We start from the raw sequence: 23962 nt of genomic DNA on the forward strand, positions 1-23962 counted from the left end.
GGGTGCGCCACCGAGCCGGCAACCGCCGGCCAGGCACGAGCGGGCTTGCGGGCCCGCTCAGCTCCATCATTCCGGGGGGATCGAAACCCGATCCGAGGCCGACGAGGGCCCGGGTCGGCATGGAGAAAGGCGCACCACACATGACCTCTGCGCAGGTCGAATCGGAAAACGTCTCCGAAGAGGGGTACGAGCGCGGACTCGGCAGCCGCCAGGTCCAGATGATCGCGATCGGCGGCGCCATCGGCGTCGGCCTGTTCATGGGCGCCGGTGCGAACATCGCCAAGGCCGGCCCCAGCATCATCCTCATGTACGCCCTCGCCGGCGTCGTGATCTTCTTCATCATGCGGGCCCTGGGCGAGCTGCTCCTCTACCGGCCCGTCTCCGGCTCCTTCGCCGAGTACGCCCGCGAGTTCCTCGGCCCGTTCTTCGGGTTCGTCACGGGCTGGACGTATTGGCTCATGTGGGTGGTGACCGGCATGGCCGAGCTCACCGCCGCCGCGATCTACATCCACTTCTGGTTCCCGGAGATCCCGCAATGGGTCAGCGCCCTGGTCTTCCTGGTGGTGCTCTTCGGCGTCAACCTGATCTCCGTCAAGATCTTCGGCGAGGTCGAGTTCTGGTTCTCGATGATCAAGGTCACGGCCATCATCGGCATGATCGTCATCGGCCTCGGCGTGCTCACCCTCGGCTTCTCCGACGCCGGTGACACCGCCGCCGTCTCCAACCTCTGGTCGCACGACGGCTTCTTCCCGAACGGCATCGGCTCCAGCCTGATGACGCTCCAGGGCGTCATGTTCGCCTACCTCGCCGTCGAGCTCGTCGGCGTCACCGCGGGCGAGTCCGAGAACCCCGAGAAGACCCTGCCCAAGGCCATCAACACCCTGCCCTGGCGCATCATCGTCTTCTACGTCGGCGCCCTGCTGGTGATCCTCTCCGTCGTGAAGTGGACCGAGTTCTCCGCGGGCGAGAGCCCCTTCGTCCACGCCTTCGGCAAGATCGGCATCCCGCTCGCCGCGGGCATCGTCAACTTCGTGGTGCTCACCGCGGCCCTGTCGTCCTGCAACTCGGGCATGTACTCCACCGGCCGCATGCTGCGCGACCTGGCCGCCAACAGCGAGGCCCCGCAGGCGTTCGGCAAGCTCAACGCCCGCAAGACGCCCGCCGTCGGCATCACGGTCTCCGTCGCGCTCATGGGCATCGGCGTCGTCCTGAACTACGTCGTCCCGGAGAAGGCGTTCCTTTACGTCACCTCCGTCGCCACCGCGGCCGGCATCTGGACCTGGATGATGATCCTCGTCAGCCACATCCGCTACCGCGCCGCGGTCGACGCGGGCCGGCTGCGCGCCTCGTCCTTCCCCGCTCCCGGCGGCGCGCTCTTCAGCTGGGTCGCGCTCCTCTTCCTCATCGGCGTGACCTGCATGATCGCGTACGACAAGGACGCGCGGGTCTGCCTGTACGTCGCGGCCGGCTGGGCTGTCGCCCTCGGCGTCGGCTGGCGGGTCCTCAAGAGCCGCAACCCGCAGATCACCGAGCGCCGCGGCGACGCGGAGTTCGAGAAGGTCGGCTAGGCGCTTCGCTGGAAGGTCCTGTGAGGCGGATGCCGGGGAAGGCCGGCGGCTGCCCGCGGCATCGTCGTGGCAGGTGGCGCAGTTCCCCGCGCCCCTGACGGCGCTGCCGAGCAGCCTCTCCCAGGACGCCCAGCGGCGGGGAGTACTCGTGGCACTCCCCGCCGCTGCCGCTCAGGGCGTCCGGCATATGGGCCGTTCCGTACCAACCCTCGGTACGGAACGGCCCTTCTGCTTATCCTGGCGAGCATGCTGACCATCACCCAGGCCCTCGTCGACCAGATCGTCGCCCACGCGCGCAAGGACCACCCCGACGAGGCGTGCGGAGTCGTCGCCGGCCCGGCGGGCTCGGACCGCCCCGAGCGCTTCATCCCCATGCTCAACGCGGCCATGTCGCCCACGTTCTACGAGTTCGACTCCGGCGACCTGCTCAAGCTCTACCGCGAGATGGACGACCGCGACGAGGAGCCGGTGGTCATCTACCACTCCCACACCGCGACCGAGGCCTACCCCTCGCGCACCGACATCTCCTACGCCAACGAGCCCGGCGCGCACTACGTCCTGGTCTCCACCGCCGACACCGACGGCGCCGGCGAGTTTCAGTTCCGCTCCTTCCGTATCGTCGAGGGCGAGGTCACGGAGGAAGAGGTCCAGGTGGTCGAGGCCTACTGAGGTCCAGGTAGCCGAGGTCCACTGAGGGCGTCTGAGCAGGGCGGTCTCACTCCCCGGCCCGAAAACGTCCGCCATGTGGGATCACATTCCAGGACCCGGACCGGGAATCGATACGATGAGCCCATGGTTTTCCATGACGTGAGCGAAAAGACGCCGGGCGATCTGCTCGTGGCGCGGCTGCACGTCGACCTGTGCAGGCTCGCCAGCGCCATCTGTTGACGCCGGTCCCTGCCGCCGTACGGCCGTGAGCCGCGGCGCTGCACACACGCACCACCTGCTGTTCCTGCGCTGCCGCGCGCCCTGACCGACCACTCCCGACAGGAGCCCTGAAGCCATGGCCATCGAGGTCCGCATCCCGACCATCCTCCGCACCTACACCGACGGTCAGAAGGCAGTGGAGGGCAAGGGAGACACCCTCGCCGAGCTCTTCACCGACCTCGAGACCCGGCACGCCGGCATCCAGGCCCGCATCGTGGACGGCGACAGCCTGCGCCGCTTCGTCAACGTCTACCTGAACGACGAGGACGTCCGCTTCCTCGACGGCATCAACACCAAGCTGTCGGACGGCGACAACGTCACGATCCTGCCGGCCGTGGCCGGCGGCATGGTCTGATCACCCATGCGCTACGACTCCCCCCTGGCCGCGGTCGGCAACACCCCCCTGGTGCGCCTGCCGCGGCTGTCGCCGTCCGCCGACGTCCGCATCTGGGCGAAGCTGGAGGACCGCAACCCGACGGGATCGGTCAAGGACCGTCCGGCCCTGCACATGATCGAGCAGGCGGAGAAGGACGGCCGTCTGACCCCGGGCTGCACCATCCTCGAGCCGACGTCGGGCAACACCGGCATCTCCCTGGCGATGGCGGCGAAGCTCAAGGGCTACCGCATCGTCTGCGTGATGCCCGAGAACACCTCGCAGGAACGCCGGGACCTGCTGGGCATGTGGGGTGCGGAGATCATCTCCTCCCCGGCGGCGGGCGGCTCCAACACCGCCGTGCGCGTCGCCAAGGAGCTCTCGGCCGAGCACCCCGACTGGGTGATGCTCTACCAGTACGGCAACCCGGACAACGCGGGTGCCCACTACGCCACCACCGGCCCCGAGATCCTCGCCGACCTGCCGTCGGTCACGCATTTCGTGGCCGGCCTCGGCACCACCGGCACCCTCATGGGCGTGGGCCGCTTCCTGCGCGAGCACAAGCCGGACGTCCAGATCGTCGCGGCCGAACCGCGCTACGACGACCTGGTCTACGGCCTGCGCAACCTCGACGAGGGCTTCGTCCCCGAGCTGTACGACGCCTCCGTCCTCACCACCCGCTTCTCGGTCGGCTCGGCGGACGCGGTCACCCGCACCCGCGAGCTGCTCCAGCAGGAGGGCATCTTCGCCGGTGTCTCCACGGGCGCCGCGCTGCACGCCGCGATCGGCGTCGGCAAGAAGGCCGTCAAGGCGGGGGAGAGCGCCGACATCGTCTTCGTCGTCGCCGACGGCGGCTGGAAGTACCTCTCCACGGGCGTCTACACGGCGGCCACCACGGAGGAGGCCATCGACACGCTCCAGGGCCAGCTCTGGGCGTAGCCGACGCCGAACACCGACACGACGAAGGGCCGGAGTCACGTCGACTCCGGCCCTTCGTGCGCAGTTACGACGTCGTCCCTCGTGCGCAGTCACGTCTTCCTCGTGCGCAGTCACGACGTCGGTCCTTTGCCCTGCTCAGCTCGTGGGGACGGCTCCGGCTCTTCGTGCGTGCTCGGCCCGCCGGGACGCATCCGGCTCTTCGTGCGTGCTCAGCTCGCCGGGACGCATCCGGCTCTTCGTGCGTGCTCAGCTCGCCGGACGACTCCGGCCCTTCGCGCCCGCGCCCGCTCCGCCGTCGGGACGTTTCCCGGCCTCGGCGCCTGCTCAGCCCGCCAAGTACCGCACCTGGTCCCACAGCGCCGGATCCACCACGCCGACCCGCCGCCGGAAGCCCCACACCGGGACCTCCCGCAGCTCGTCCGTCTCCAGGAAACTCGCGCGGCCCTGGGCGTCGCCGACCGAGCCCGGGGGCAGCGGGATCACCCCGGACCGCTCGTCGCGGAACCGTGTGGTGATCTTCGCGACCGTCGCCCGCTCCCCGCGCACCGCCAGCACCAGACAGGGCCGGTCCTTCGTACGGGCCTCGTCCTCGTAGGGCACGTCCGCCCACCAGATCTCCGCCGGCTGCGGCCGGCCCTCCAGCGTCGCGGCCGGTGCCGCGGGCCGGACCCGCCGGGCCGACGGCCGGCGTCCCCGGCCCCAGCCGTCGACGAGCGTGGCGACGAGCGCGAGCAGTACCACCGCGGCGAGCGCCAGCCACCAGGACGTGTCCATACTGAGACGTTACCGGCGCGGCCCTCGCCACGCGCCCCCCTCACGAGGATCACCCCCGGCCCTGCCAGCCGAACCGGTGACACCACAGGTGAGTTCGCCCACAACAGGCCTTGGCGGAGGAGCTACCGGAGGTTTTGCGCCTTACGCTCGACGGACCGCACGACCCCCGACGCCCCTCTCAGACATTCCCGCCAGCGGAGGTTTCTGCTTCATGAAGCTCACCGTCGTCGGCTGCTCGGGGTCGTTCCCTTCCGCGGAATCGGCCTGCTCGAGCTACCTCGTCGAGGCCGACGGCTTCCGGCTGCTTCTCGACATGGGCAACGGTGCCCTGGGCGAGCTGCAGCGCCACTGCGGTCTCTACGACCTCGACGCGATCTTCCTCAGCCATCTGCACGCCGACCACTGCATCGACATGTGCGCGTACTTCGTCGCGCGCTACTACCGCCACGACGGCGGCCGCTGCGATCCACTCCCCGTCTTCGGCCCCGAAGGCACGGAACACCGGCTGACCACCGCCTACGCGGACACCCCCTCCGCCTCCTCCATGAGCGAGGTCTTCGACTTCCACACGGTCAAGCCGTCCACGTTCGAGATCGGCCCGTTCACGGTGCACACCGAACGGGTGGCCCACCCCGTGGAGGCCTACGGCATCCGCATCGAGCACGGCGGCAAGGCCCTGACGTACTCCGGCGACACCGGAGTGAGCCCCGCGCTGGACGAACTCGCCCGGGACACCGACCTGTTCCTGTGCGAGGCCGCGTTCACGCACGGCAAGGAGAACATCCCCGACCTGCACCTCAACGGCCGCGAGGCGGGTGAGACGGCGGCCCGGGCCGGTGCCCGCCGCCTGGTCCTCACCCACGTCCCGCCGTGGACGGACCCGCAGGTCAACGTCGCCGACGCCCGCGAGGTGTACGACGGTCCGGTGGACCTCGCCGCACCCCGGCAGACGTACGAGATCTGAGCGCCCGGCACACACGAAGGCCCCGGAACCGCGCGGTTCCGGGGCCTTCGGCGTCAGCGGACTACTTCGCCTCCGCCTTCTGCAACTCGGCGAGTTCCTCGTCGGACTCCCGGCCCGGCGTCGGCAGGTTGAACTTGGTGATCGCGAAGCGGAACACCACGTAGTAGACCGCCGCGAAGCACAGACCGACCAGGGCCAGACCCCACGGGTTGGTCGCGATCCCCAGGTTCAGGAAGAAGTCCACCGCGCCGGCCGAGAAGCCGAAGCCGTCCTTCATCCCCAACGCCCAGGTCAGCGCCATCGAGACACCGGTCAGCACCGCGTGGATCGCGTACAGCACCGGGGCGATGAACATGAAGGTGAACTCGATGGGCTCGGTGACGCCCGTGACGAACGAGGTCAGCGCGAGGGAGAACATCATGCCGCCGACGACCTTGCGGCGCTCGGGACGGGCGCAGTGCACGATCGCGAGGCAGGCGGCCGGGAGGGCGAACATCATGATCGGGAAGAAGCCGGTCATGAACTGCCCGGCGCTCGGGTCACCGGCCAGGAACCGGGCGATGTCGCCGCTCTTGCCCTCGTAGGTGCCGGCCTGGAACCAGGGGAAGGAGTTCAGCAGGTGGTGCATGCCGATCGGGATCAGCGCACGGTTGGCGACACCGAAGATGCCCGCGCCGACCGCCCCGGAGCCGACCAGCCACTCGCCGAAGTTGTGCAGCGCCGTGCCGAGGACCGGCCAGATGTAACCGAAGACGATGCCGATGACCAGGCCCGCGAAGGCCGACAGGATCGGAACCAGGCGGCGGCCGCCGAAGAAGCCCGCCCAGTCCGGCAGCTTGGTCCGGTAGAACTTCTGGTAGAGCAGGGCCACGACTATGCCCATGACCACGCCGCCGAGGACCTTGGCGTCCACGGGGGCGTCGACCATGACGACCTTGCCGTCGACTGCCGTGGCGACCTTCGGCAGGTTCTTGTCGGTGAACGTGGCCAGCACGTTCTTGAAGACCAGGTAACCGACCACGGCCGCCAGCGCCGTGGAGCCGTCCGACTTCTTGGCGAAGCCGATCGCGATGCCCACCGCGAACAGCAGCGCCATGTTGTCGAGGATCGCGTTGCCGCCGGCCGCCATGAAGCCCGCGATCTTGGTGATGAACGCGGGGAACGACTCGCGACCGAGCATGTCGGTGTTGCCGAGGCGCACCAGCAGGGCGGCGGCGGGCAGCACGGCGACGGGCAGCATCAGGCTGCGGCCGATGCGCTGCATGACGGCCATCACGGCCGACCCCTTCTTAGGGCTCGCGGGCGCGGCTGTGGCTGTGGACATGAACTTCCTCCAGGGGGCACGGCGCCGCCCAGGGAGAATGCAGCGGGGGACGGCGGCGTCTCAAAGAAAGGGGAACGCGGACAACACCGCGCGACCTCCACCAGTGAGTGGTGTAGACCAGTTGTAGCACGGTAGGCCGAACGAGTGGAACCCGCCAATTTGGCCCCACCGAGACGATCACGCCTTGGCGCTGTCCTCGACGTCCTCGGCCGGCTCACGCCCCGGAGTCCCCAGATCGAACCTCGTGATCGCGAACCGGAAGATCACGTAGTAGACGAGCGCGAACCCCAGACCGATCGGGATCATCAGCCACGGCCTCGTCGCCAGATTCCAGTTGATGACGTAGTCGATCAGCCCCGCCGAGAAGCTGAACCCGTCGTGCACCCCCAGGCCCCACGTCACCGCCATCGACACCCCCGTCAGCACCGCGTGCACCACGTACAGCACCGGCGCGACGAACAGGAACGAGTACTCGATCGGCTCGGTGATGCCGGTGACGAACGACGTCAGCGCCACCGACAGCATCAGACCGCCGACCTCCTTGCGCCTCTCCGGCCGCGCACAGTGCGTGATCGCCAGTGCCGCCGCCGGCAGCGCGAACATCATGATCGGGAAGAACCCCGAGGTGAACTGGCCGGCATCCGGATCCCCCGCCAGGAACATGTTGATGTCACCGTGCACCACCGTCCCGTCCGGCTTCGTGTACGAGCCGAACTGGAACCAGATGGGCACGTTCAGGAACTGGTGCAGCCCCACCACCAGCAACGCCCGGTTCGCCACCCCGAACACACCCGCGCCCCACGCGTCCAGACCGTCCATCCAGTCGCTGAAGCTCTCCAACGCGCCACCCACCGGCGGCCACACCCACAGACACAGCGCGGCGAACAGGATCGCCACGAAGGCCATGATGATCGGCACCAGCCGCCGCCCGTTGAAGAACCCCAGCCAGTCCACCAGCCGCGTGCGATGGAACCGGGCCCAGAAGAACGCCGTCAGCAGCCCCATCACGATGCCGCCGAACACCCCCGGGTTCTGGAACGTGAACGCCGTGACCGTCATGTCCCCGTCGGTCACCTGGCACCCCACGTCCGGCACCGCCACCGACCCCTCCGGACAGCCCTCCGGAAACTGCCGCAACACCGAGAAGTACACGAGGAACCCGGCCACCGCCGCCAGCGCCGTCGACCCGTCCGCCTTCCTCGCCATTCCGATCGCAACGCCCACGCAGAACAGCAGCGGCAGCCCCAGCGAACCGTCCAGCAGCGCGCCGCCCGCCCCCACCATCACCTTCGAGACGTTCGTCCAGCCCAGCCCGTCGTCCCCGAACACGTCCGGCTGCCCCAGCCGGTTGAGGATCCCCGCCGCCGGCAGCACCGCGATCGGCAGCTGAAGACTCCGGCCCATCTTCTGCAACCCCTGGAACAGCCGGTTCCAGCGAGCCCGCGCGGGGCTGACGGCCGGCGCGGCGCCGGCGGGGCTGGCGGCACTCATCCCGGTCCCCTTTGTCGGGAGGCATACTCGTGGTGTAGACCAGTCGTTCGACGGTCGCGCTGGTGTGACGCCATCCTTTGTCACACGCCACAGGACCGCTCGCCAACATGGGCCAACTGTGGGTTACTGCGACAAAGCGGTTCGGATCAGGGAGAACGAACATGGCCACCAAGGCTGAGAAGATCGTTGCCGGGCTCGGCGGCATCGACAACATCGAAGAGGTCGAAGGCTGCATCACCCGCCTGCGCACCGAGGTCGTGGACCCCGCCAAGGTCGACGAGACCGCCCTGAAGGCCGCCGGCGCCCACGGCGTCGTCAAGATGGGCAGCGCGATCCAGGTCGTCATCGGCACCGACGCCGACCCCATCGCGGCGGAGATCGAAGACATGATGTGAAGGGCGGGGATCGTCCCGGGCTTCACCCCCTGACGGACCCCTGAGGTCAGCTGTGCCCAGGGGCCCCTCCCCACCGGGAAGGGGCCCCTGCGCACGTACGGATAGGCTCAGCCGCATGTCTCGAATCGACGGCCGCACCCCCCAGCAGCTCCGCCCCATCACCATCGAGCGCGGCTGGAGCAAGCACGCCGAAGGCTCCGTCCTCGTCTCCTTCGGCGACACCAAGGTCTTCTGCACCGCCTCCGTCACCGAAGGCGTCCCGCGCTGGCGCAAGGGCAGCGGCGAAGGCTGGGTCACCGCCGAATACTCCATGCTGCCCCGCGCCACCAACACCCGCGGCGACCGCGAGTCCGTCAAGGGCCGCATCGGCGGCCGCACCCACGAGATCAGCCGCCTCATCGGCCGCTCCCTGCGCGCCGTCATCGACTACAAGGCCCTCGGCGAGAACACCATCGTCCTCGACTGCGACGTCCTCCAGGCCGACGGCGGCACCCGCACCGCGGCCATCACCGGCGCCTACGTCGCACTCGCCGACGCCATCGCCTGGGCCCAGGGCAGGAAGCTCATCAAGGCCGGCCGCAAGCCCCTCACCGGCACCGTCTCCGCCGTCTCCGTCGGCATCGTCGGCGGCGTCCCCCTCCTCGACCTCTGCTACGAGGAAGACGTCAAGGCCGACACCGACATGAACGTCGTCTGCACCGGCGACGGCCGCTTCGTCGAGGTCCAGGGCACCGCCGAAGCCGAACCCTTCGCCCGCGACGAGCTCAACGCCCTCCTCGACCTCGCCGTCGCCGGCTGCGACGAACTCGCCGCCCACCAGCGCGCCGCACTCGACGCCGTCCTCGGGAAGCAGCCCGAGAAGTAACCCGAAAAGTAAAAGGCACACCAAGAGAGGCGCTCGGCACGGGCAACCGCGCCGAGCGCACTCGCGTCTGAAGGAGTACGGGCGCACGGCTCATCCCTGTGCGCCCGGCCAGCCGCGCGGGCCCGACCGGCCCGACCGAACGAGAGGGACCGCTCCATGGCCGCGAGCCGCCGACGCCGCACCGCAGCCGTCGCCGCCACCCTGGCGGCCGTCGCGCTGACCGCCGGACTCACCACCGGCTGCGCCGCCGTCGACAAGGCGCTGGACTGCGTCCAGACCGCCGACGCCATCGCCGACAGCGTCACGGAACTCCAGCAGGCGGTCGACAGCGCGGCCAACGACCCGACACAGCTCGACGAGTCCCTCGACTCCATCGACCAGAACCTCGGCGAGATCGGCGACAAGACCGACAACGCGGATGTCAGCAAGGCCGTCGACGACCTGAACAAGGCCGTCGACAACGTCCGCACCTCGATCAAGAACGGCGACGAGACGCCCGACATCAGTCCGGTGACGGACGCGGCGGGCGAACTGACGAAGGTCTGCACGCCGTGACGCCGCGCTAGCCGAGCCGGGCCTCTTCGTCTGCCGGGTTCCGCTCGGTGGCGGGCAGCGGGTTCGCGGTGGCCGCTCGCGCAGTTCCCCGCGCCCCTGACGGGGACCCATACCCTTGGGGCCATGAGTCGCCTGATCCTCGCCACCCGCAACGCCGGAAAGATCACCGAACTTCGCGCGATCCTCGCCGAAGCCGGGCTGCCCCACGAACTCGTCGGCGCCGACGCCTACCCGGACATCCCCGATGTCAAGGAAACGGGCGTGACGTTCGCCGAGAACGCACTCCTCAAGGCCCACGCCCTGGCCCGGGCGACGGGCCTCCCGGCCGTCGCCGACGACTCCGGCCTCTGCGTCGACGTCCTGGGCGGCGCGCCCGGCATCTTCTCCGCCCGCTGGTCCGGCCGCCACGGCGACGACAAGGCCAACCTGGACCTCCTCCTCGCCCAGCTCTCCGACATCGCCGACGAACACCGCGGCGCCCACTTCGCCTGCGCGGCGGCCCTCGCCCTGCCCGACGGCACGGAGCGGGTGGTGGAGGGACAGCTGCGGGGGACTCTGCGCCACGAGCCCACGGGTTCCGGCGGCTTCGGCTACGACCCGATCCTCCAGCCGGAGGGGGAGTCCCGCACCTGCGCGGAACTGACCCCCCAGGAGAAGAACGCGATCAGCCACCGGGGGAAGGCGTTTCGGGCACTGGTGCCGGTGGTGAGGGAGCTGCTGGGCTGAGGGTCTGTGAGCCATGTACGCCGAGGGGCGCGGCACCGGGAAGGTGCTGCGCCCCTTTGGGTGGTGGGCCCGGTGGGACTCGAACCCACGACACACCGGACCTAAACCGGCGCCCTCTTGGCCAGCTGGGGTACGGACCCATCGCGGTTACTTTACTGGGCCGCAAGCCGTCGCGGTGTCGCGAGGTCGAGAGTGCGTCTTCGTCTGACTGTGGCAGGAGGGACAGAGGTATCGCAGGTTCTCGATCCGGTTGTCCAGCCGATTGCCGTTGATGTGGTCGAGTTCCAGAACGAGTCTTCTGCCTTGCCAGTTCTCCCCAGTGCCACACTGGTTACATACGTGCGGCACGCCGAGGTCGTCGAGTGCTCGTCTGAGAAGCACCGTACGGGTGCGTGAGGAGCCAGGAGCAAGCCTCACCAGGACCTGGGCCGCGGATTTGCGACGTGGGGACGGCGTGCCGCGGAAATGAGCTTGCCCTGTGAAATGCGCGGTCGATAGGCCATAGGACTCGATGCTGTGTCGGACCTTCGCTCGTCCGGAACCGCCGACAGGGGAGAGGTCGAGCATGCGCATAACGCCCGCCAAGCTGTGCGATGCAGCGACGGCTCGGGTGAGTTCTTCGCGTGGTAAGAGACCCTCTGAGTGATTGCGGCGTCTTCCGGTGAAGTGCGAGGTGTCGATCCGGAAGGCGTCCAGCTTCTTCCTGATGTACCCGTACGGACTGTCTCTTGGAGAAAGCCCCAAGTACTCCACCACCTCCCTCATGCTGGCCGAGTGGGCGGCGGCTTCTCTGAGGACCTCCTCGGGGTAGCTGCGCCGTTCGCGTTCCGGTAGCGGTTCCTCGCGGAAATGGGACATGTCGATGCCGTAGTGCTGCAGCCGCTGGCTGAGATAACGGCGAGGGCCGCTCCCCAAAGGGGCTTCCACCCGGCGCATCAGGTCGACCAAGCTGGTGGCCTCGGCAGTGGTGCGTGTCAGCAAGTCTCGTGTGTACCTCGGCGTGCTCACGAGGAGACCCTCCGCCTGCGGCCCCGGTATGTGTCTGTCACGGCATGGCAGTTGGGACAGAGGAGCTGGAGGTTCCCCGGACGGTTGTCCCACCAGTCGCCGTTCACATGGTCGACCTCGAGCCGGAGGGGCTTGCCGTTCCACCAGGGTCCAGTGCCACACGTCACGCATTCTTGCGGGACCCCGATGCGCAGCAGATGCCGAAGCAGCCGACTTCCCGGGGTTCTTCCGGCGTGCGGTGTCCCGAGGCTGAGGAGATCACCGCGAGAGCGTCTCGGCCCTTGGGCTGATGTCTCGAAGTGGGATGTGTCGATGCCCAGCGTGGCGATGCGGCGGCTGATATGCGCGTGATTGCCACCGACAGGGTTGACGCCGAGGAAGCGAAGCACTTCCTTGACGCTGGTCGACGCCGCCACCGCCTCGCGGAGTCTTTCCGCGGTGTGCCGTGCCCACCGCGCGGGGAAGTGTGAGACATCCACGCCCGCTTCGGCCATCTTCTGACGCAGATACCGTCTGCTGCCGGGCGACGGTGTGCCTCCGCACCACCGTACGGCGTCGTCCCAGTTCGCTGTTGCCCGGGCCGCTTCTTCCAGCAGCTCGCGGGTGTACCTGGCCCCCACGAAACACCCCTCCGTCCCCGACCACCCGTTCGTGGTCTCGCACGGAGTAACGAACCGTTTATCGGACAGTCACGCCCGAAATGCGGAGCGGCTCGTACCGGGCACCTCCGGTACAAGCCGCTCTCGAAACGATCAGCGGGTCTCAGACCCCCAGATCCTTGATGATCTTGGCCACGTGGCCCGTCGCCTTGACGTTGTACAGGGCGCGTTCGACCCTGCCCTCCTCGTCCACGACGATCGTGGAGCGGATGACGCCGACCACCGTCTTGCCGTAGAGCTTCTTCTCGCCGAAGGCGCCGTAGGACTCCAGGACCTGCTTGTCCGGGTCGGCGAGCAGCGTGACCTTCAGGGACTCCTTGTCGCGGAACTTGGCCAGCTTCTCCGGCTTGTCGGGGGAGATGCCGATGACGTCGTAGCCCGCGCCCGCCAGCAGCTCCAGGTTGTCCGTGAAGTCGCAGGCCTGCTTCGTGCAGCCGGGCGTGAGGGCGGCCGGGTAGAAGTACACGATGACCTTGCGGCCCTTGTGGTCCGCCAGGGACACCTCGGTGCCGTCGGCGTCGGGCAGGGTGAAGGCGGGGGCCACGTCCCCCGGCTGGAGTCGCTCGCTCATCAGGCCAGGGTAACCGGGGGTCGGGGCAGTGCGATGAGCCGTGGAGCTGACAGACTGTCCGGCACAGGCTTCACACCGACTTCGAAAGGCGACACGGTGGCGGACACGGCGGACACCAGGACCCCGGCGCAGATCGAGGCGGACATCAGGCGCCGCCGCGCGACCCTGGCCGAGACGCTCGACGAGCTCGGGGTGCGGGTGCACCCGAAGACGATCGTCGGCGATGCCAAGGCCAAGGTCGCTTCCAACATCGACCACACCCTCGGACGGGCCTACGTGGGGGTCAACCGGGCCGTCACGGACGTGCGGGCCCAGTTCGTGGACGAGGACGGCGCACCCCGGTTGGAGCGGGTCGTGCCCGTCGCGCTCGTCGTCGTGGGCTTGGTCGGGCTGCTCGCGGTCAGCACGCGGCGCCGCAAGGGCTGACCCGACTGCGTGCGTTTGCGGGGAAGACAGGTAGGTTTCAGGGCGTGAGCGCCAAGAGGAACGAGCACAGTACCCATCCGGACAAGCTGCCCATCCGGATGCTGCACGACCGCGTACTCGTGCGGCAGGACACCAGCGAGGGCGAGCGGCGTTCCGGCGGCGGCATCCTGATCCCCGCCACGGCCGCGGTCGGCCGGCGCCTGGCGTGGGCCGAGGTCGTCGCGGTGGGGCAGAACGTGCGGACCGTGGAGACGGGCGACCGGGTGCTGTACGACCCGGAGGACCGTGCCGAGGTCGAGGTGCGGGGGGTCGCGTACGTGCTCATGCGCGAGCGTGATCTGCACGCCGTCGCCGCGGACCGGTTCGAGGGCGCCGAGGACTCGACCGGCCTGTACCTGTAGGACCGGCGGCAGGAGTGTGAAAGGGGCTGGTGACTCTGGTCACCGGCCCCTTCGCCGTGCCGTGCGGCTTTGCTACGTTGGAGACACCCCCGACGAGACGCGCCGTACCGGGATCAAGGCAAAGACGACGCACCGACACCGTCAGCCCGTTTCCCGGAGGTGCCCGTCATGGCCTGGGTTCTGCTCGTCGTCGCCGGTCTGCTCGAGGTCGGGTGGTCCATCGGCATGAAGTACACCGACGGCTTCACCCGCCCCCTGCCCAGTGTGCTCACGGGCGTCGGCATCGTCGCCAGCATGCTGCTGCTGTCGCAGGCCGCCAAGACCCTGCCCATCGGTACCGCCTACGGCGTGTGGGTGGGGATCGGCGCGGCCGGGGCGGCGGTGTTCGGCATGGCGGTGCTCGGTGAGCCGGCGACCGCCGCCCGGATCTTCTTCGTGTGCCTGCTGCTGGTCGCCGTGGTGGGGCTGAAGGCGACCAGCGGCCACTGAGCCGTCATGGCGCTGAAGGTGGCCAGCGGCCACTGGCCGGTCAGGCACGGCCTGCGCGCTACTCGCGGCGGGCGCCCTGCGGGACCACGCCCCAGCCGGGGCCGGTCGGGCCGCCCGTCTGGCCGCCGCCGCTCGCGTCGCCGCCGCCACCGCCACCGCCCTCCGTGGTGCCGCCGTCGGTCGTGCCGCCGTCCGTCGCACCGCCGTCGGTCGTGCCGCCGTCCGCGGTGCCGCCGCCGGTGGGGGACTCGCCGCCGGTGGTGCCGTCGGTGGTGCCGCCGTCGGTCTGGCCCTCGGTCTGCCCCTCGGGGGCGCTGGGGCTCTGGCCGGGCGTCTCGGTGCCGGTGTCCTCGCCGCCGGTGGTCGTGCCGCCGTCGGTGGTGCCGCCGGTGGTCGGGTCGGTCGGGGCCTCGCTGCTGGGGGCCTGCGAGACGTCGGCGCCGGGCTGGAGCCTGAGGTCGAACTCCTTGGCCGGCTGGTTCTTGAGGGCGTCCTCGGTGAACTGCGTCCAGATCTCGGCGGGCGCGCCGCCGCCGTTGATCCGGTCCAGGCCCATGGCGCCGTACAGCGACTTGTGGGCGGCGGTGACCGGGTCCTGGCCCATGACGGAGACGACGGTGGCGAGGTCGGGGGTGTAGCCCGCGAACCAGGCCGCCGTGTCCTCCTCGGCGGTGCCGGTCTTGCCCGCGACGGGGCGTCCCGCGGCCTGCGCGGCGGAGGCCGTGCCGTTCTGGACGACGCTCTGCAGCATCGAGGTGGTGGTGTCGGCGGCCTCGCGGCTCACGGCCTGCCGGGTGCGCCGCTCGGGCAGGTCGATCGGGGTGCCCCCCTTGGTGACCTTCTCGACGATCGTGTACGTGCCGTGCCGGCCGTGGTTGGCGAGGGTGGCGTAGGCCTCGGCCATGTCGAGGACGCTGGCGGTGGCGGTGCCGAGCGCGATGGCGGGGCCGTCGGCGAGGTCGGGGGTGGTCTCGGGGACGCCGAGGTCGATCGCGGTCTGCTTGACCTTCGCGGGGCCGACGTCGGCGGCCATCTGCGCGTACACCGAGTTCACGGAGCTGTCGGTGGCCTCGGTGACGGTGATGTCGCCGTAGGAGCGCTGGTCCTCGTTCTCGGGGGCGTAGGGGTCGCCGGTCCAGCCCTGCACGGAACGCTTGTTGGTGCCGTCGTAGATGGTGTTCGGGGTGATGACGCGGCCGTCCTGGGTCTCCGAGTGGTTCTCGACGGCCGAGGTGAACACGAACGGCTTGAAGGTGGAGCCGACCTGGAAGTCCCTGCGGGTGGCGTTCGGGGTGTACTGCTTGACGTAGTCGACGCCGTTGTACATCGCCACGACCTTGCCGGTCTTGGGATCGACGGAGGCGCCGCCGGCGCGGACGTAGGTGTCGACCTTGTTGTTCTTCTTGTCGAGTTTGGACATCAGCTTGTCGTTGACGGCCTTCACGAACGCGTCCTGCTTGCCCTTCTGCAGGGTGGTCGTGATGCGGTAGCCGCCGGCGTCGAGCTTGCTCTCGTCGATGATCTTGTTCTCGGTGAGGTAGTCCTTGACGATCCGGACGATGTAGCCGCGCTGCCCGGACATGCCGGTGGAGAGGGTGGACTCCTTCGGCATGGGGAACTTCATGCCGGTGCGCTTCGACTCGCTGAGCCAGCCCTTCTTGACCATGCCGTCCAGGACGTAGTTCCAGCGGGACTCGGCGGCCTTGCGGTTCTCGGGGTGGGCGACGACGTCGTACTGGCTGGGCGCGTTGACCAGCGCGGCGAGGTAGGCGGCGCGGCCCGGGTCGAGGTCCTTGGCGTCCTTGCCGTAATAGGCCTGGGCGGCGGCCTGGATGCCGTAGGCGTTGCGGCCGAAGTAGCTGGTGTTGAGGTAGCCCTCGAGGATGTGGTCCTTGCTGACCTCGCGGTCCAGCTTGATCGCGATGAAGAACTCCTTGGCCTTGCGCGTGACGGTCTGGTCCTGGCGCAGGTAGTAGTTCTTCACGTACTGCTGGGTGATCGTGGAGCCGGACTGCTTGCCCTTGCCGAGGGCGGTGTTCCAGGCGGCGCGGACCATGGCCTTGGGGTCGACGGCGGACTCGGTGTAGAAGTCGCGGTCCTCGGCGGCCAGGATGGCGTGCTGGGCGTCCTTGGAGATCTGCGGGAGGGTGACGTTCTCCCGGTTGACCTCGCCGTCGCGGGCGATCACGGAGCCGTCCGCGTAGAGGTAGACGTTGGCCTGCTTGGTGGCGAGCGCGTTGGCCGGGGGGATCTTCACCAGCGAGTAGCCCAGGAAGAAGCCGCCGGCCAGCAGCAGGACGACGATGACGAAGGCGCCGAGCGTCATGCGCCAGGTCGGGATGATCCGGCGCCAGCCGGTCCGCTTCGGTTTCCCGGCCGCCGTGGTCCCGGGCGTGCCCGGGTCGCCGTCGGCGTGCGCCTGCGGCTCTCTCGATGCCCAGCCCGGATTCGGCTGCTGCGGCTGAGGCTCGTCACTCATGTCGTGCACGGACTCCTGTTTCGCGTCGTACGTCGTTCCCGTACGTCTCTGCTCGCTCTTGCGCCCCTGTGATGAAGACTGTCCCATCCGTTGATCAGTTCCCTGATCGAGGGCCGGGTCGTGCGCCGTGTGGTGAGGCGGGCCGCATGCGAGTGGGTGCGCGGGCGGGCACGGGGTCAAACGCGCTGTTGCGTACGCCTGCCCGAATCGTGATCTCGCCTGCGCGACATTCGCCCGAAGGGGGACACGGCCGTGGATCGCGACGGCTCGTACGCTCCGCCCGGCCGGTACCGCCGCCACGCTGCTCGCCCTGGCCACGGGCGCCTCGGCCCACGCGGACGCAACGGATCGTACCGTCTGGGCCGGTGCGCACCCGCCCCGCGGCGCCCTCGCCGCTCCCCGAAATTGCGTGGCACGCCCGTTCTCCGGGCCATTAGGCTCCTGCGCTTCGGTGCCTGGCGGCGAGGAGGGCGGTGGATGTGGGCTCGGGACGGTTGTACGCGGCCGTCGCGGCGGGTGGTTTCCGGCGGTACGCGACGTATCGGGCGGCCACGGTGGCCGGGGTGTTCACCAACACGGTCTTCGGCGTCATCCTCGTCTACACCTATCTGGCGCTGTGGGACGAGAAGCCTCATCTCGGCGGGTACGACCAGGCGCAGGCGGTGACCTATGTGTGGCTGGGGCAGTGCCTCTACGCCACGCTGGCGATCCAGGGCGGCGGCGCCGAGAAGGACCTGATGGAGCGCATCCGCACCGGTGAGATCGCCGTCGATCTGTACCGGCCGGCCGATCTTCAACTGTGGTGGCTGGCGGGCGACGTGGGGCGGGCGTTGTTCCAGATGCTGGGGCGGGGGGTGATCCCGTTCGTGTTCGGCGCGGTCTTCTTCCCGATGGCGCTGCCGACGGACGTCACCCGGTGGGCGGCGTTCGTGGTGACGCTGCTGCTGGCGACGCTCGTGAGCTTCGCGATCCGCTACCTGGCGGCCTTGAGCGTGTTCTGGCTGATGGACGGCATGGGCGTGAACCAGCTCCTGATGGTCACGGGCATCTTCTTCTCGGGCATGGTGCTGCCGCTGAACGCCTTCCCGGGGGTCTTCGGGGAGATCGTGCGGGTGCTGCCGTGGGCGGCGCAGATCCAGATGCCGGCGGACGTGCTGATGGGGGAGACGGATCCGCTGCGGGCGTTCGTCTTCCAGGCGGCGTGGGCCGTGGCCCTGCTGGCTGCGGGGCGGCTGATGCAGTCGGCCGCGACGCGGCGGGTGGTGGTGCAGGGTGGTTGAACGCAACCGTGTGCTGGAGGGGTTGCGGGCCTACCGGCTGATCGCCGGGATGTGGGTGCGCTCCAGCATGACCTACCGCGCCTCGTTCGTCGTCACGGTGTTCGGGAACCTGACGGTGACCGGCCTGGACTTCGTGGGGATCCTGCTGATGTTCTCGCAGGTGGACTCGCTGGGCGGCTGGTCGCTGCCCGAGGTCGCCTTCCTGTACGGGCTGTCCGTGACGTCCTTCGGGATCGCCGATCTGGCACTGGGCTCGATGGACGTCCTGGGCGCCCGGATGCGCGACGGCTCGTTCGACTCGCTGCTGGTGCGTCCCGCGCCGGTGCTCGCCCAGGTCGGCGCCGACCACTTCGCGCTGCGCCGCCTGGGCCGGATCACCCAGGGCGCGGTGGTGCTGGGCTGGGCGCTGGTGTCGGTGGACGTCGACTGGAGCGCGGCGAAGGTGCTGCTGGTGCCGGTGATGGTGGTCAGCGGCGCGGCGATCTTCTCGGCGGTGTTCGTGGCGGGCGCGGCCTTCCAGATCTACGCGCAGGACGCGGCCGAAGTCCAGAACGCCTTCACCTACGGCGGGACGACGCTGTTGCAGTATCCGCCGTCGGTGTTCGGCAAGGACCTGGTGCGGGGCGTGACCTTCATGCTGCCGCTGGCCTTCGTCAACTGGGTGCCCGCCGCCCACGTGCTGGGGCGGCCGTACCCGATCGGGCTGCCCGGGTGGGCGGCCTTCGTGTCGCCGCTGGTCGCGGTGGCCTGCTGCGTCCTGGCCGGGCTGGCGTGGCGGACGGGACTTCGTTCGTACCGGAGTACAGGGAGTTGAGTTGACCGGGTCGGAGAGCGGGTCCAGCCAGGAAGGCGGATCGGAAGGCGGGTTCATCGAACTCGACGGTGTGGAGAAGGTCTTCGAGGTGCGCAAGAAGACCGGCTTCATGAAGCGGGAGCGGCGGCGGGTGCGGGCCGTCGACACGATCTCCTTCCGGGTGGAGCGCGGCGAGATGGTCGGCTACATCGGCCCCAACGGCGCCGGGAAGTCCACCACGATCAAGATGCTGACCGGCATCCTCACCCCCAGCGCGGGCCGGCTGCGGGTGGCGGGCATCGACCCGTCCCGGGAGCGGACACGGCTCGCGCACCGCATCGGCGTGGTGTTCGGGCAGCGCACGACGCTGTGGTGGGACCTGCCGCTGCTGGACTCCTACCGGCTGATGCACCGCATGTACCGGATCCCGGACGCCCGTTACCGGGAGAACCTCGACCGTCTGGTGGAACTCCTCGACCTGGGCGACCTGCTGGACGTGCCGGTACGGCAACTCTCCCTCGGGCAGCGGATGCGCGGCGACATCGTGGCGGCGCTGCTGCACGACCCTGAGGTCCTGTACCTGGACGAGCCGACCATCGGTCTCGACGTGATCTCCAAGTCCAAGGTGCGGGAGTTCCTGCGGGAGTTGAACACCGAGCGCGGCACCACGGTGCTGCTGACCACGCACGACCTCCAGGACATCGAGCAGTTGTGCAAGCGGGTGATGGTCATCGACCACGGGCGCCTGATGTACGACGGCCCGCTCGCCGGGCTGCACGAGGTCGGGGAGAGCGAGCGGACCCTGGTCGTGGACCTGGAGCGGGAACTGCCGCCGATCGACGCTCCGGCGCCCGCGCGGGTGGTCCGCGTGGAGGGCCCGCGCCAGTGGCTGGCGTTCCCGGCGGGGGAGTCGGCGGCGCCGCTCGTGGCGCGGATCGCGGCCGAGTACCCGCTGGTGGACCTGTCGGTGCGGGAGCCGGACATCGAGGCGGTCATCGCCACCATGTACGGGGAACAGGCCGAGCGGGCGATCTCGTAGCCCCCGGCGGGGTGAACTCGTAGGCTGCTGTGTATGACCGACGACGCCGTCCCGGACCTCCGAGCCTCCGACGCCGACCGTGAACAGGTCGCCGGCATCCTGCGGGACGCCCTCGCCGAGGGGCGCCTCGACATGGAGGAGTTCGAGGAGCGGCTCGACGCGACGTACAAGGCCCGGACGTACGGGGAGCTGGCGCCGCTCACCCGGGACCTGCCGGCCGCGGGCGTGACGGTCCCAGCGGTGTCCCTGATCAAGGACCCGGCGGCCGGCCCGGACTGGTCCGGGCGGATCACCGGCGGCGAGGGGTCCTCCACCTGGGCCGTCGCCGTGATGTCCGGCTTCCAGCGCAAGGGGCACTGGACGATGCCCCGGCGGTTCACCTGCTTCGCCTTCTGGGGCGGCGGGGAGATCGACCTGCGCGAGGCGAACTTCGCGGACCGCGAGGTCGAGATCAACGCCATCGCGATCATGGGCGGGGTGGATGTGACCGTGCCGCCCGGGGTCGAGGTCGTCGTCCGCGGCATCGGCATCATGGGCGGCTTCGACCACCGCGAGGAGGGCGTGCCGGGGGAGCCGGGCGCGCCGCGGGTGATCGTGACCGGGTTCGCGCTGTGGGGCGGCGTCGGGGTCCAGCGGAAGCTGACCCGGGCGGAGAAGCTGCGCATCCGCGAGGAGCGGCGCCAGGAGAAGCTGGAGCGCAGGGCGGGGCGGCGGGAGCTGGACGGGGAGCGCTGAGCCCTGCGGGCACGGGCGGCACCGGGCCCCTGCGGGGCGGCACCGAGCCCCCGGCGGGCACGGGCGGCACCGAGCCCCTTGCGGGGGCGTGCAGCGCCGATCTCCTGTGGAACACGAGCGGCACGGCCCCTTGCGGGGACGGGCGGCCCTGGGCCGCTTGCGGGGGCGTGCAGCGCCGAGTCTCCTGCGGATACAGGTGGCACCGGGCCCCTTGCGGGGGCGCGCGGCACCGACCCCCGGCAGCCGTGTGCCCGCCGCCTGTGGTCGGGCAGCGGGCACGGGACGAGACGGTGCGGGGCGGGATTACAGCTCCGCCGGCGCCGACCCCTTCAGCGTCTCCAGGTCGAAGGACTCGGCCATCCGCGCGTACCCCTTGTCGCTGGGGTGCAGATGGTCGCCCGAGTCGTAGTCGGACCGCAGCCGCCGCGGGTCGTACGGGTCGCGCAGCGCCTGGTCGAAGTCGGCCACGGCGTCGTACACCCGCCCGGCGCGGATCTGCGCGTTGATCGTCTGGCGGACCGCCTCACGCGCCTCCGTGTACCCCCGGTGCCCGTAGAACGGCATCAGCGTCGCTCCGACCACCTTCACGCCGCGCGCGTGGGCCTGGCCCACCATCGTGCGCAGCCCGGCGATGATCGCGTTCGGGTCGGCGAGCCGCGGGTTGCGCAGGATGTCGTTGACGCCGAGGTCGATGACGACGACCTTGACGTTCGTTCGCTCCAGCACGTCCCGCCCGAAGCGGTTCAGCCCGCTGGGGTTGTCCGCGGGACGGCCGAGCCCGTCGGCGAGGACCTGGTTGCCGCTGATGCCCTGGTTGACGACGCTGTAGCGGGGCAGGTCCCGGCCGGCCGCGATCTCGGCGCGCAGCCGGTCGGAGAGCACGTCGGTCCAGCGGCTGTTGGTGTCCGGCGTGGAGGTGATGCCGTCCGTCAGCGAGTCGCCGAGGACGACGACCGTGCCGTCGGACTCGTTGCTCAGCAGGTCCAGCGCGGTGAGGTACCGCCAGGACCCGGTCCGCTCGGTGTACGGCGTGCCCGTGGTGTCCTGCGCCTGGTCGCCCTGGGCGACGTAGGAGATCTGGCGGGCGTGGCGGTGGTAGGTGACCGGGCCGGAGCTGCTCGGCGTGTAGGTGGTGACCAGGACGTCGGAGTCGTGCGGGACGACGACCCGTACGGCGTCGCTCATCACCTGCCGGCCGGGTGGGATGACGACCGTGGGGCCGCCGCTGAAGGTCAGCTGCCGCATGGTGTCCGCGAGTGCCGCCGCCGTGCCGCTGCCCGCGGAGACGGCGATCGTCGCCCGCGTGATGCTCAGCGGCGACTGGCCGTAGAGATTGGACAGCGTCACGCGGGCACTCGTACCGCCGACACTGGTGTGGACGACGTTGCGGACCGAACGGTCCGCCATGCCCGTGGCCTCGGTGCCGGGTTCGGCGGCGGAGGGGGACGCGGACCAGGTGCCGACCCAGGTGCCGGTGGAGGCGGGTGCGGCGGAGTTGTGAGGGGCGCGACCGTCGCCGAGGGCGTTCCGGTTGCGCATGCCGTCGTCGGACCCCACTCCGACGTATATGGCGGTGGAAAGGGCCACGATCGCTGCGACGACCAGGGCCAGGAGGGCGTAACCACGTCCTCGGGTCATGCTGTGTTGTTCTCCTCGGGCGATGGGAGCCCAAGGCTCCGATCTGATGTGCCCATGATGCGTCATGGGCCGGGGGAAGTTCACAGGACCCCGTGGCAATACCCCCTCCCGACAGACGCCGGGAACTCCTGTTCCGTTCCAGGAGTCGGTCAGGAAGGGACAATGTGTGCGGGATCACCGAGCGGGTGGAGCGGATGGAACGGACGAAAGCAGCAGAAAAGGGTGCCGGTGCCGGTGGGCAGCATGCCCGCCCCGGCGGCGCCGTGAACCGCGCGATGACGACGTTCAGCCCGGCGGACGAGGAGAAACAGCGCGGCGTACGCCGGATGAAGCTCACCGCCACCGGACTTCTGGTGTTCGTGGCGCTGGTCTACGTCCTGTCCACCTGGGCGCACAACTCCGGTGCCGGGTCGTGGGCGGCCTACGTCGCCGCCGCCTCCGAGGCGGGCATGGTCGGCGCGCTCGCGGACTGGTTCGCCGTCACCGCCCTCTTCCGGCACCCCCTCGGCATCCCCATCCCGCACACCGCGATCATCCCGACCAAGAAGGACCAGCTGGGCGTCTCCCTGGGCGAGTTCGTCGGGGAGAACTTCCTCTCCGAGGACGTCGTACGGCAGCGGCTGCGCGCCGTCGGCATCGGCAGCCGCCTCGGCGCCTGGCTCGCGGTCCCCGAACACGCCGACCGGGTCACCGCCGAGCTGTCCACCGCCCTGCGCGGCGCCCTGACGGTCCTGCGCGACTCCGACGTCCAGGCGGTGGTCGGCGAGGCCATCACCCGCCGCGCGGGCGCCCAGGAGATCGGGCCCGGCATCGGCAAGATGCTGGAGAAGGTCGTCGCCGACGGCGGCCACAAACGGGTCGTCGACCTCGTCGTCACCCGCGCCCACGACTGGCTCGTGCTGCACGGCGACTCCGTGATGGACGCCGTGCAGGGCGGCGCCCCCGGCTGGACCCCGAAGTTCGTCGACAAGAAGGTCGGCGAGCGCGTCTACAAGGAACTGCTGCGTTTCGTCACCGAGATGCGCGACATGCCCGGCCATCCCGCGCGCGGCGCCCTCGACCGGTTCCTCACCGACTTCGCCTCCGACCTCCAGTCCGACACCGACACCCGCGCCCGCGTCGAGCGGCTCAAGGGCGAAGTGCTGGGCCGTGACGAGGTCCAGGACCTCATCGCCAGCGCCTGGACGGCCGTACGATCCATGATCGTCGCGGCGGCGGAGGACGAGCGCAGCGAGCTGCGGCTGCGCGTGCGGGCGTCCCTGCTGTCGCTGGGCTCGCGGATGGCGGCCGAGCGCAAGGTGCAGGACAAGGTCGACAAGTGGGTGGAGGACGCGGCCGTCTACGTCGTCACCACCTACCGCAAGGAGATCACCTCCCTGATCACCGACACGGTGGCGAGCTGGGACGCCGAGCACACCACGCGGAAGATCGAGGCCAACATCGGCCGCGACCTGCAGTTCATCCGCATCAACGGCACGGTCGTCGGCTCCCTGGCCGGCCTGCTGATCTACACGGTGTCGCACGCGCTCGGGGCGTGAGAGGG

At 69.8% G+C, this 23962-nt stretch carries 25 protein-coding genes, 1 tRNA gene and 1 riboswitch; of the genes, 18 read left to right on the forward strand and 8 right to left on the reverse strand.

The genetic code is table 11. The features are described from left to right. Positions 1-140 precede the first annotated feature (140 nt). From IE153_RS05495 to IE153_RS05510, 5 genes are all read left to right on the forward strand, one after another. Positions 141-1568, forward strand: a complete 1428-nt coding sequence (locus IE153_RS05495; RefSeq protein WP_189588642.1) for an amino acid permease — start codon at positions 141-143, stop codon at positions 1566-1568. A gap of 246 nt (positions 1569-1814) precedes the next feature. Continuing rightward, positions 1815-2237 (forward strand): M67 family metallopeptidase, encoded by a 423-nt coding sequence (locus IE153_RS05500; protein WP_031140077.1) that lies wholly within the window; start codon positions 1815-1817, stop codon positions 2235-2237. Between the two features lie 123 nt (positions 2238-2360). Then, positions 2361-2456 carry a putative leader peptide gene (locus tag IE153_RS42700; RefSeq protein ID WP_311688247.1) on the forward strand — a complete coding sequence of 32 codons (96 nt, stop codon included), beginning with the start codon at positions 2361-2363 and terminating at the stop codon, positions 2454-2456. 115 nt (positions 2457-2571) lie between these two features. Then, positions 2572-2850, forward strand: coding sequence for a MoaD/ThiS family protein (locus tag IE153_RS05505; RefSeq protein WP_030837819.1), 279 nt, complete (start codon positions 2572-2574; stop codon positions 2848-2850). Between the two features lie 6 nt (positions 2851-2856). Next, complete coding sequence (locus IE153_RS05510) at positions 2857-3807, forward strand: PLP-dependent cysteine synthase family protein (RefSeq protein ID WP_031102991.1); 951 nt, start codon at positions 2857-2859, stop codon at positions 3805-3807. Positions 3808-4131: 324 nt separating this feature from the next. Here the strand turns inward: IE153_RS05510 and IE153_RS05515 are convergent, their stop codons facing one another. After that, positions 4132-4581: a type II toxin-antitoxin system PemK/MazF family toxin gene (locus tag IE153_RS05515; protein ID WP_189588643.1), complete on the reverse strand. Its 450-nt coding sequence runs from the start codon at positions 4579-4581 to the stop codon at positions 4132-4134. A 211-nt stretch (positions 4582-4792) separates the two neighbouring features. On the opposite strand from IE153_RS05515, the gene IE153_RS05520 reads away from it, so the two are divergent. Continuing rightward, positions 4793-5545: an MBL fold metallo-hydrolase gene (locus IE153_RS05520; protein ID WP_189588644.1), complete on the forward strand. Its 753-nt coding sequence runs from the start codon at positions 4793-4795 to the stop codon at positions 5543-5545. A 61-nt stretch (positions 5546-5606) separates the two neighbouring features. Here the strand turns inward: IE153_RS05520 and IE153_RS05525 are convergent, their stop codons facing one another. Beyond that, positions 5607-6869, reverse strand: coding sequence for a PTS transporter subunit EIIC (locus IE153_RS05525; protein ID WP_189588645.1), 1263 nt, complete (start codon positions 6867-6869; stop codon positions 5607-5609). 177 nt (positions 6870-7046) lie between these two features. Further along, positions 7047-8360 (reverse strand): PTS transporter subunit EIIC, encoded by a 1314-nt coding sequence (locus IE153_RS05530; RefSeq protein ID WP_189589234.1) that lies wholly within the window; start codon positions 8358-8360, stop codon positions 7047-7049. A gap of 161 nt (positions 8361-8521) precedes the next feature. Between IE153_RS05530 and IE153_RS05535 the strand changes: the two genes are divergently transcribed. The 4 genes from IE153_RS05535 (at position 8522) to rdgB (ending at position 10901) form a co-directional block, all read left to right on the forward strand. Beyond that, positions 8522-8755, forward strand: coding sequence for a PTS sugar transporter subunit IIB (locus tag IE153_RS05535; RefSeq protein WP_010039992.1), 234 nt, complete (start codon positions 8522-8524; stop codon positions 8753-8755). A 115-nt stretch (positions 8756-8870) separates the two neighbouring features. Next, on the forward strand, positions 8871-9620 hold the full coding sequence (rph, locus tag IE153_RS05540) for a ribonuclease PH (RefSeq protein ID WP_189588646.1): 750 nt from the start codon (positions 8871-8873) through the stop codon (positions 9618-9620). A 156-nt stretch (positions 9621-9776) separates the two neighbouring features. Then, positions 9777-10175, forward strand: coding sequence for a hypothetical protein (locus tag IE153_RS05545; protein ID WP_189588647.1), 399 nt, complete (start codon positions 9777-9779; stop codon positions 10173-10175). Positions 10176-10298: 123 nt separating this feature from the next. Next, positions 10299-10901, forward strand: a complete 603-nt coding sequence (gene rdgB, locus IE153_RS05550) for an RdgB/HAM1 family non-canonical purine NTP pyrophosphatase (RefSeq protein ID WP_189588648.1) — start codon at positions 10299-10301, stop codon at positions 10899-10901. A gap of 61 nt (positions 10902-10962) precedes the next feature. On the opposite strand, the gene IE153_RS05555 is transcribed toward rdgB, so the two are convergent. From IE153_RS05555 to bcp, 3 genes are all read right to left on the reverse strand, one after another. Continuing rightward, positions 10963-11041 (reverse strand) — tRNA-Leu (locus IE153_RS05555). A 7-nt stretch (positions 11042-11048) separates the two neighbouring features. Beyond that, positions 11049-11837, reverse strand: a complete 789-nt coding sequence (locus tag IE153_RS05560) for an HNH endonuclease signature motif containing protein (protein ID WP_189589235.1) — start codon at positions 11835-11837, stop codon at positions 11049-11051. A gap of 834 nt (positions 11838-12671) precedes the next feature. Continuing rightward, entirely contained in the window at positions 12672-13139 is a 468-nt protein-coding gene (gene bcp, locus IE153_RS05570; RefSeq protein ID WP_189588650.1) for a thioredoxin-dependent thiol peroxidase, read from the reverse strand. 96 nt (positions 13140-13235) lie between these two features. Here bcp and IE153_RS05575 point away from each other — a divergent pair, with 96 nt between their 5' ends. From IE153_RS05575 to IE153_RS05585, 3 genes are all read left to right on the forward strand, one after another. Then, complete coding sequence (locus IE153_RS05575) at positions 13236-13565, forward strand: DUF3618 domain-containing protein (protein ID WP_184910640.1); 330 nt, start codon at positions 13236-13238, stop codon at positions 13563-13565. Between the two features lie 44 nt (positions 13566-13609). Beyond that, entirely contained in the window at positions 13610-13966 is a 357-nt protein-coding gene (locus IE153_RS05580) for a GroES family chaperonin (protein ID WP_097216896.1), read from the forward strand. Between the two features lie 66 nt (positions 13967-14032). Continuing rightward, a riboswitch (guanidine-III (ykkC-III) riboswitch) is annotated at positions 14033-14100 on the forward strand. Between the two features lie 34 nt (positions 14101-14134). Then, the gene (locus IE153_RS05585; protein ID WP_189588651.1) at positions 14135-14455 is read left to right on the forward strand and encodes a DMT family transporter; all 321 of its coding nucleotides are present in this window, start codon (positions 14135-14137) and stop codon (positions 14453-14455) included. Between the two features lie 58 nt (positions 14456-14513). On the opposite strand, the gene IE153_RS05590 is transcribed toward IE153_RS05585, so the two are convergent. Further along, positions 14514-16934, reverse strand: a complete 2421-nt coding sequence (locus tag IE153_RS05590; RefSeq protein WP_189588652.1) for a transglycosylase domain-containing protein — start codon at positions 16932-16934, stop codon at positions 14514-14516. A 479-nt stretch (positions 16935-17413) separates the two neighbouring features. On the opposite strand from IE153_RS05590, the gene IE153_RS05595 reads away from it, so the two are divergent. The 4 genes from IE153_RS05595 to IE153_RS05610 are packed head-to-tail and all read left to right on the forward strand — an operon-like array spanning position 17414 to position 20781. After that, a complete protein-coding gene (locus IE153_RS05595; RefSeq protein WP_189589236.1) occupies positions 17414-18214 on the forward strand; it encodes an ABC transporter permease in 801 nt (266 codons plus the stop codon). Between the two features lie 49 nt (positions 18215-18263). Next, entirely contained in the window at positions 18264-19028 is a 765-nt protein-coding gene (locus tag IE153_RS05600; RefSeq protein WP_435811847.1) for an ABC transporter permease, read from the forward strand. Between the two features lies 1 nt (position 19029). Next, on the forward strand, positions 19030-20046 hold the full coding sequence (locus IE153_RS05605; protein WP_189588654.1) for an ABC transporter ATP-binding protein: 1017 nt from the start codon (positions 19030-19032) through the stop codon (positions 20044-20046). Positions 20047-20079: 33 nt separating this feature from the next. Continuing rightward, a complete protein-coding gene (locus tag IE153_RS05610) occupies positions 20080-20781 on the forward strand; it encodes a DUF1707 SHOCT-like domain-containing protein (protein WP_189588655.1) in 702 nt (233 codons plus the stop codon). A 303-nt stretch (positions 20782-21084) separates the two neighbouring features. Here IE153_RS05610 and IE153_RS05615 read toward each other — a convergent pair whose 3' ends face one another. Continuing rightward, positions 21085-22419 (reverse strand): SGNH/GDSL hydrolase family protein, encoded by a 1335-nt coding sequence (locus IE153_RS05615; protein WP_189588656.1) that lies wholly within the window; start codon positions 22417-22419, stop codon positions 21085-21087. Between the two features lie 194 nt (positions 22420-22613). Between IE153_RS05615 and IE153_RS05620 the strand changes: the two genes are divergently transcribed. Then, a complete protein-coding gene (locus IE153_RS05620; RefSeq protein WP_435811838.1) occupies positions 22614-23957 on the forward strand; it encodes a DUF445 domain-containing protein in 1344 nt (447 codons plus the stop codon). Positions 23958-23962 lie beyond the last annotated feature (5 nt).

The organism is Streptomyces massasporeus (genome assembly GCF_014648995.1).
GTDB lineage: Bacteria > Actinomycetota > Actinomycetes > Streptomycetales > Streptomycetaceae > Streptomyces > Streptomyces massasporeus.

Bases quoted from the DNA above. Each gene is read 5' to 3' on its own strand.
- IE153_RS05600 (WP_435811847.1), top strand. From the start codon at position 18,264: ATGTGGGTGCGCTCCAGCATGACCTACCGCGCCTCGTTCGTCGTCACG.
- IE153_RS05585 (WP_189588651.1), top strand. From the start codon at position 14,135: ATGGCCTGGGTTCTGCTCGTCGTCGCCGGTCTGCTCGAGGTCGGGTGG.
- IE153_RS05495 (WP_189588642.1), top strand. From the start codon at position 141: ATGACCTCTGCGCAGGTCGAATCGGAAAACGTCTCCGAAGAGGGGTAC.
- IE153_RS05505 (WP_030837819.1), top strand. From the start codon at position 2,572: ATGGCCATCGAGGTCCGCATCCCGACCATCCTCCGCACCTACACCGAC.
- IE153_RS05610 (WP_189588655.1), top strand. From the start codon at position 20,080: ATGACCGACGACGCCGTCCCGGACCTCCGAGCCTCCGACGCCGACCGT.
- IE153_RS05590 (WP_189588652.1), bottom strand. From the start codon at position 16,934: ATGAGTGACGAGCCTCAGCCGCAGCAGCCGAATCCGGGCTGGGCATCG.
- IE153_RS05525 (WP_189588645.1), bottom strand. From the start codon at position 6,869: ATGTCCACAGCCACAGCCGCGCCCGCGAGCCCTAAGAAGGGGTCGGCC.
- IE153_RS05510 (WP_031102991.1), top strand. From the start codon at position 2,857: ATGCGCTACGACTCCCCCCTGGCCGCGGTCGGCAACACCCCCCTGGTG.
- IE153_RS05560 (WP_189589235.1), bottom strand. From the start codon at position 11,837: ATGCGCCGGGTGGAAGCCCCTTTGGGGAGCGGCCCTCGCCGTTATCTC.
- IE153_RS42700 (WP_311688247.1), top strand. From the start codon at position 2,361: ATGGTTTTCCATGACGTGAGCGAAAAGACGCCGGGCGATCTGCTCGTG.
- bcp (WP_189588650.1), bottom strand. From the start codon at position 13,139: ATGAGCGAGCGACTCCAGCCGGGGGACGTGGCCCCCGCCTTCACCCTG.
- IE153_RS05500 (WP_031140077.1), top strand. From the start codon at position 1,815: ATGCTGACCATCACCCAGGCCCTCGTCGACCAGATCGTCGCCCACGCG.
- IE153_RS05535 (WP_010039992.1), top strand. From the start codon at position 8,522: ATGGCCACCAAGGCTGAGAAGATCGTTGCCGGGCTCGGCGGCATCGAC.
- IE153_RS05620 (WP_435811838.1), top strand. From the start codon at position 22,614: ATGGAACGGACGAAAGCAGCAGAAAAGGGTGCCGGTGCCGGTGGGCAG.
- IE153_RS05615 (WP_189588656.1), bottom strand. From the start codon at position 22,419: ATGACCCGAGGACGTGGTTACGCCCTCCTGGCCCTGGTCGTCGCAGCG.
- IE153_RS05545 (WP_189588647.1), top strand. From the start codon at position 9,777: ATGGCCGCGAGCCGCCGACGCCGCACCGCAGCCGTCGCCGCCACCCTG.
- IE153_RS05530 (WP_189589234.1), bottom strand. From the start codon at position 8,360: ATGAGTGCCGCCAGCCCCGCCGGCGCCGCGCCGGCCGTCAGCCCCGCG.
- rph (WP_189588646.1), top strand. From the start codon at position 8,871: ATGTCTCGAATCGACGGCCGCACCCCCCAGCAGCTCCGCCCCATCACC.
- rdgB (WP_189588648.1), top strand. From the start codon at position 10,299: ATGAGTCGCCTGATCCTCGCCACCCGCAACGCCGGAAAGATCACCGAA.
- IE153_RS05520 (WP_189588644.1), top strand. From the start codon at position 4,793: ATGAAGCTCACCGTCGTCGGCTGCTCGGGGTCGTTCCCTTCCGCGGAA.
- IE153_RS05515 (WP_189588643.1), bottom strand. From the start codon at position 4,581: ATGGACACGTCCTGGTGGCTGGCGCTCGCCGCGGTGGTACTGCTCGCG.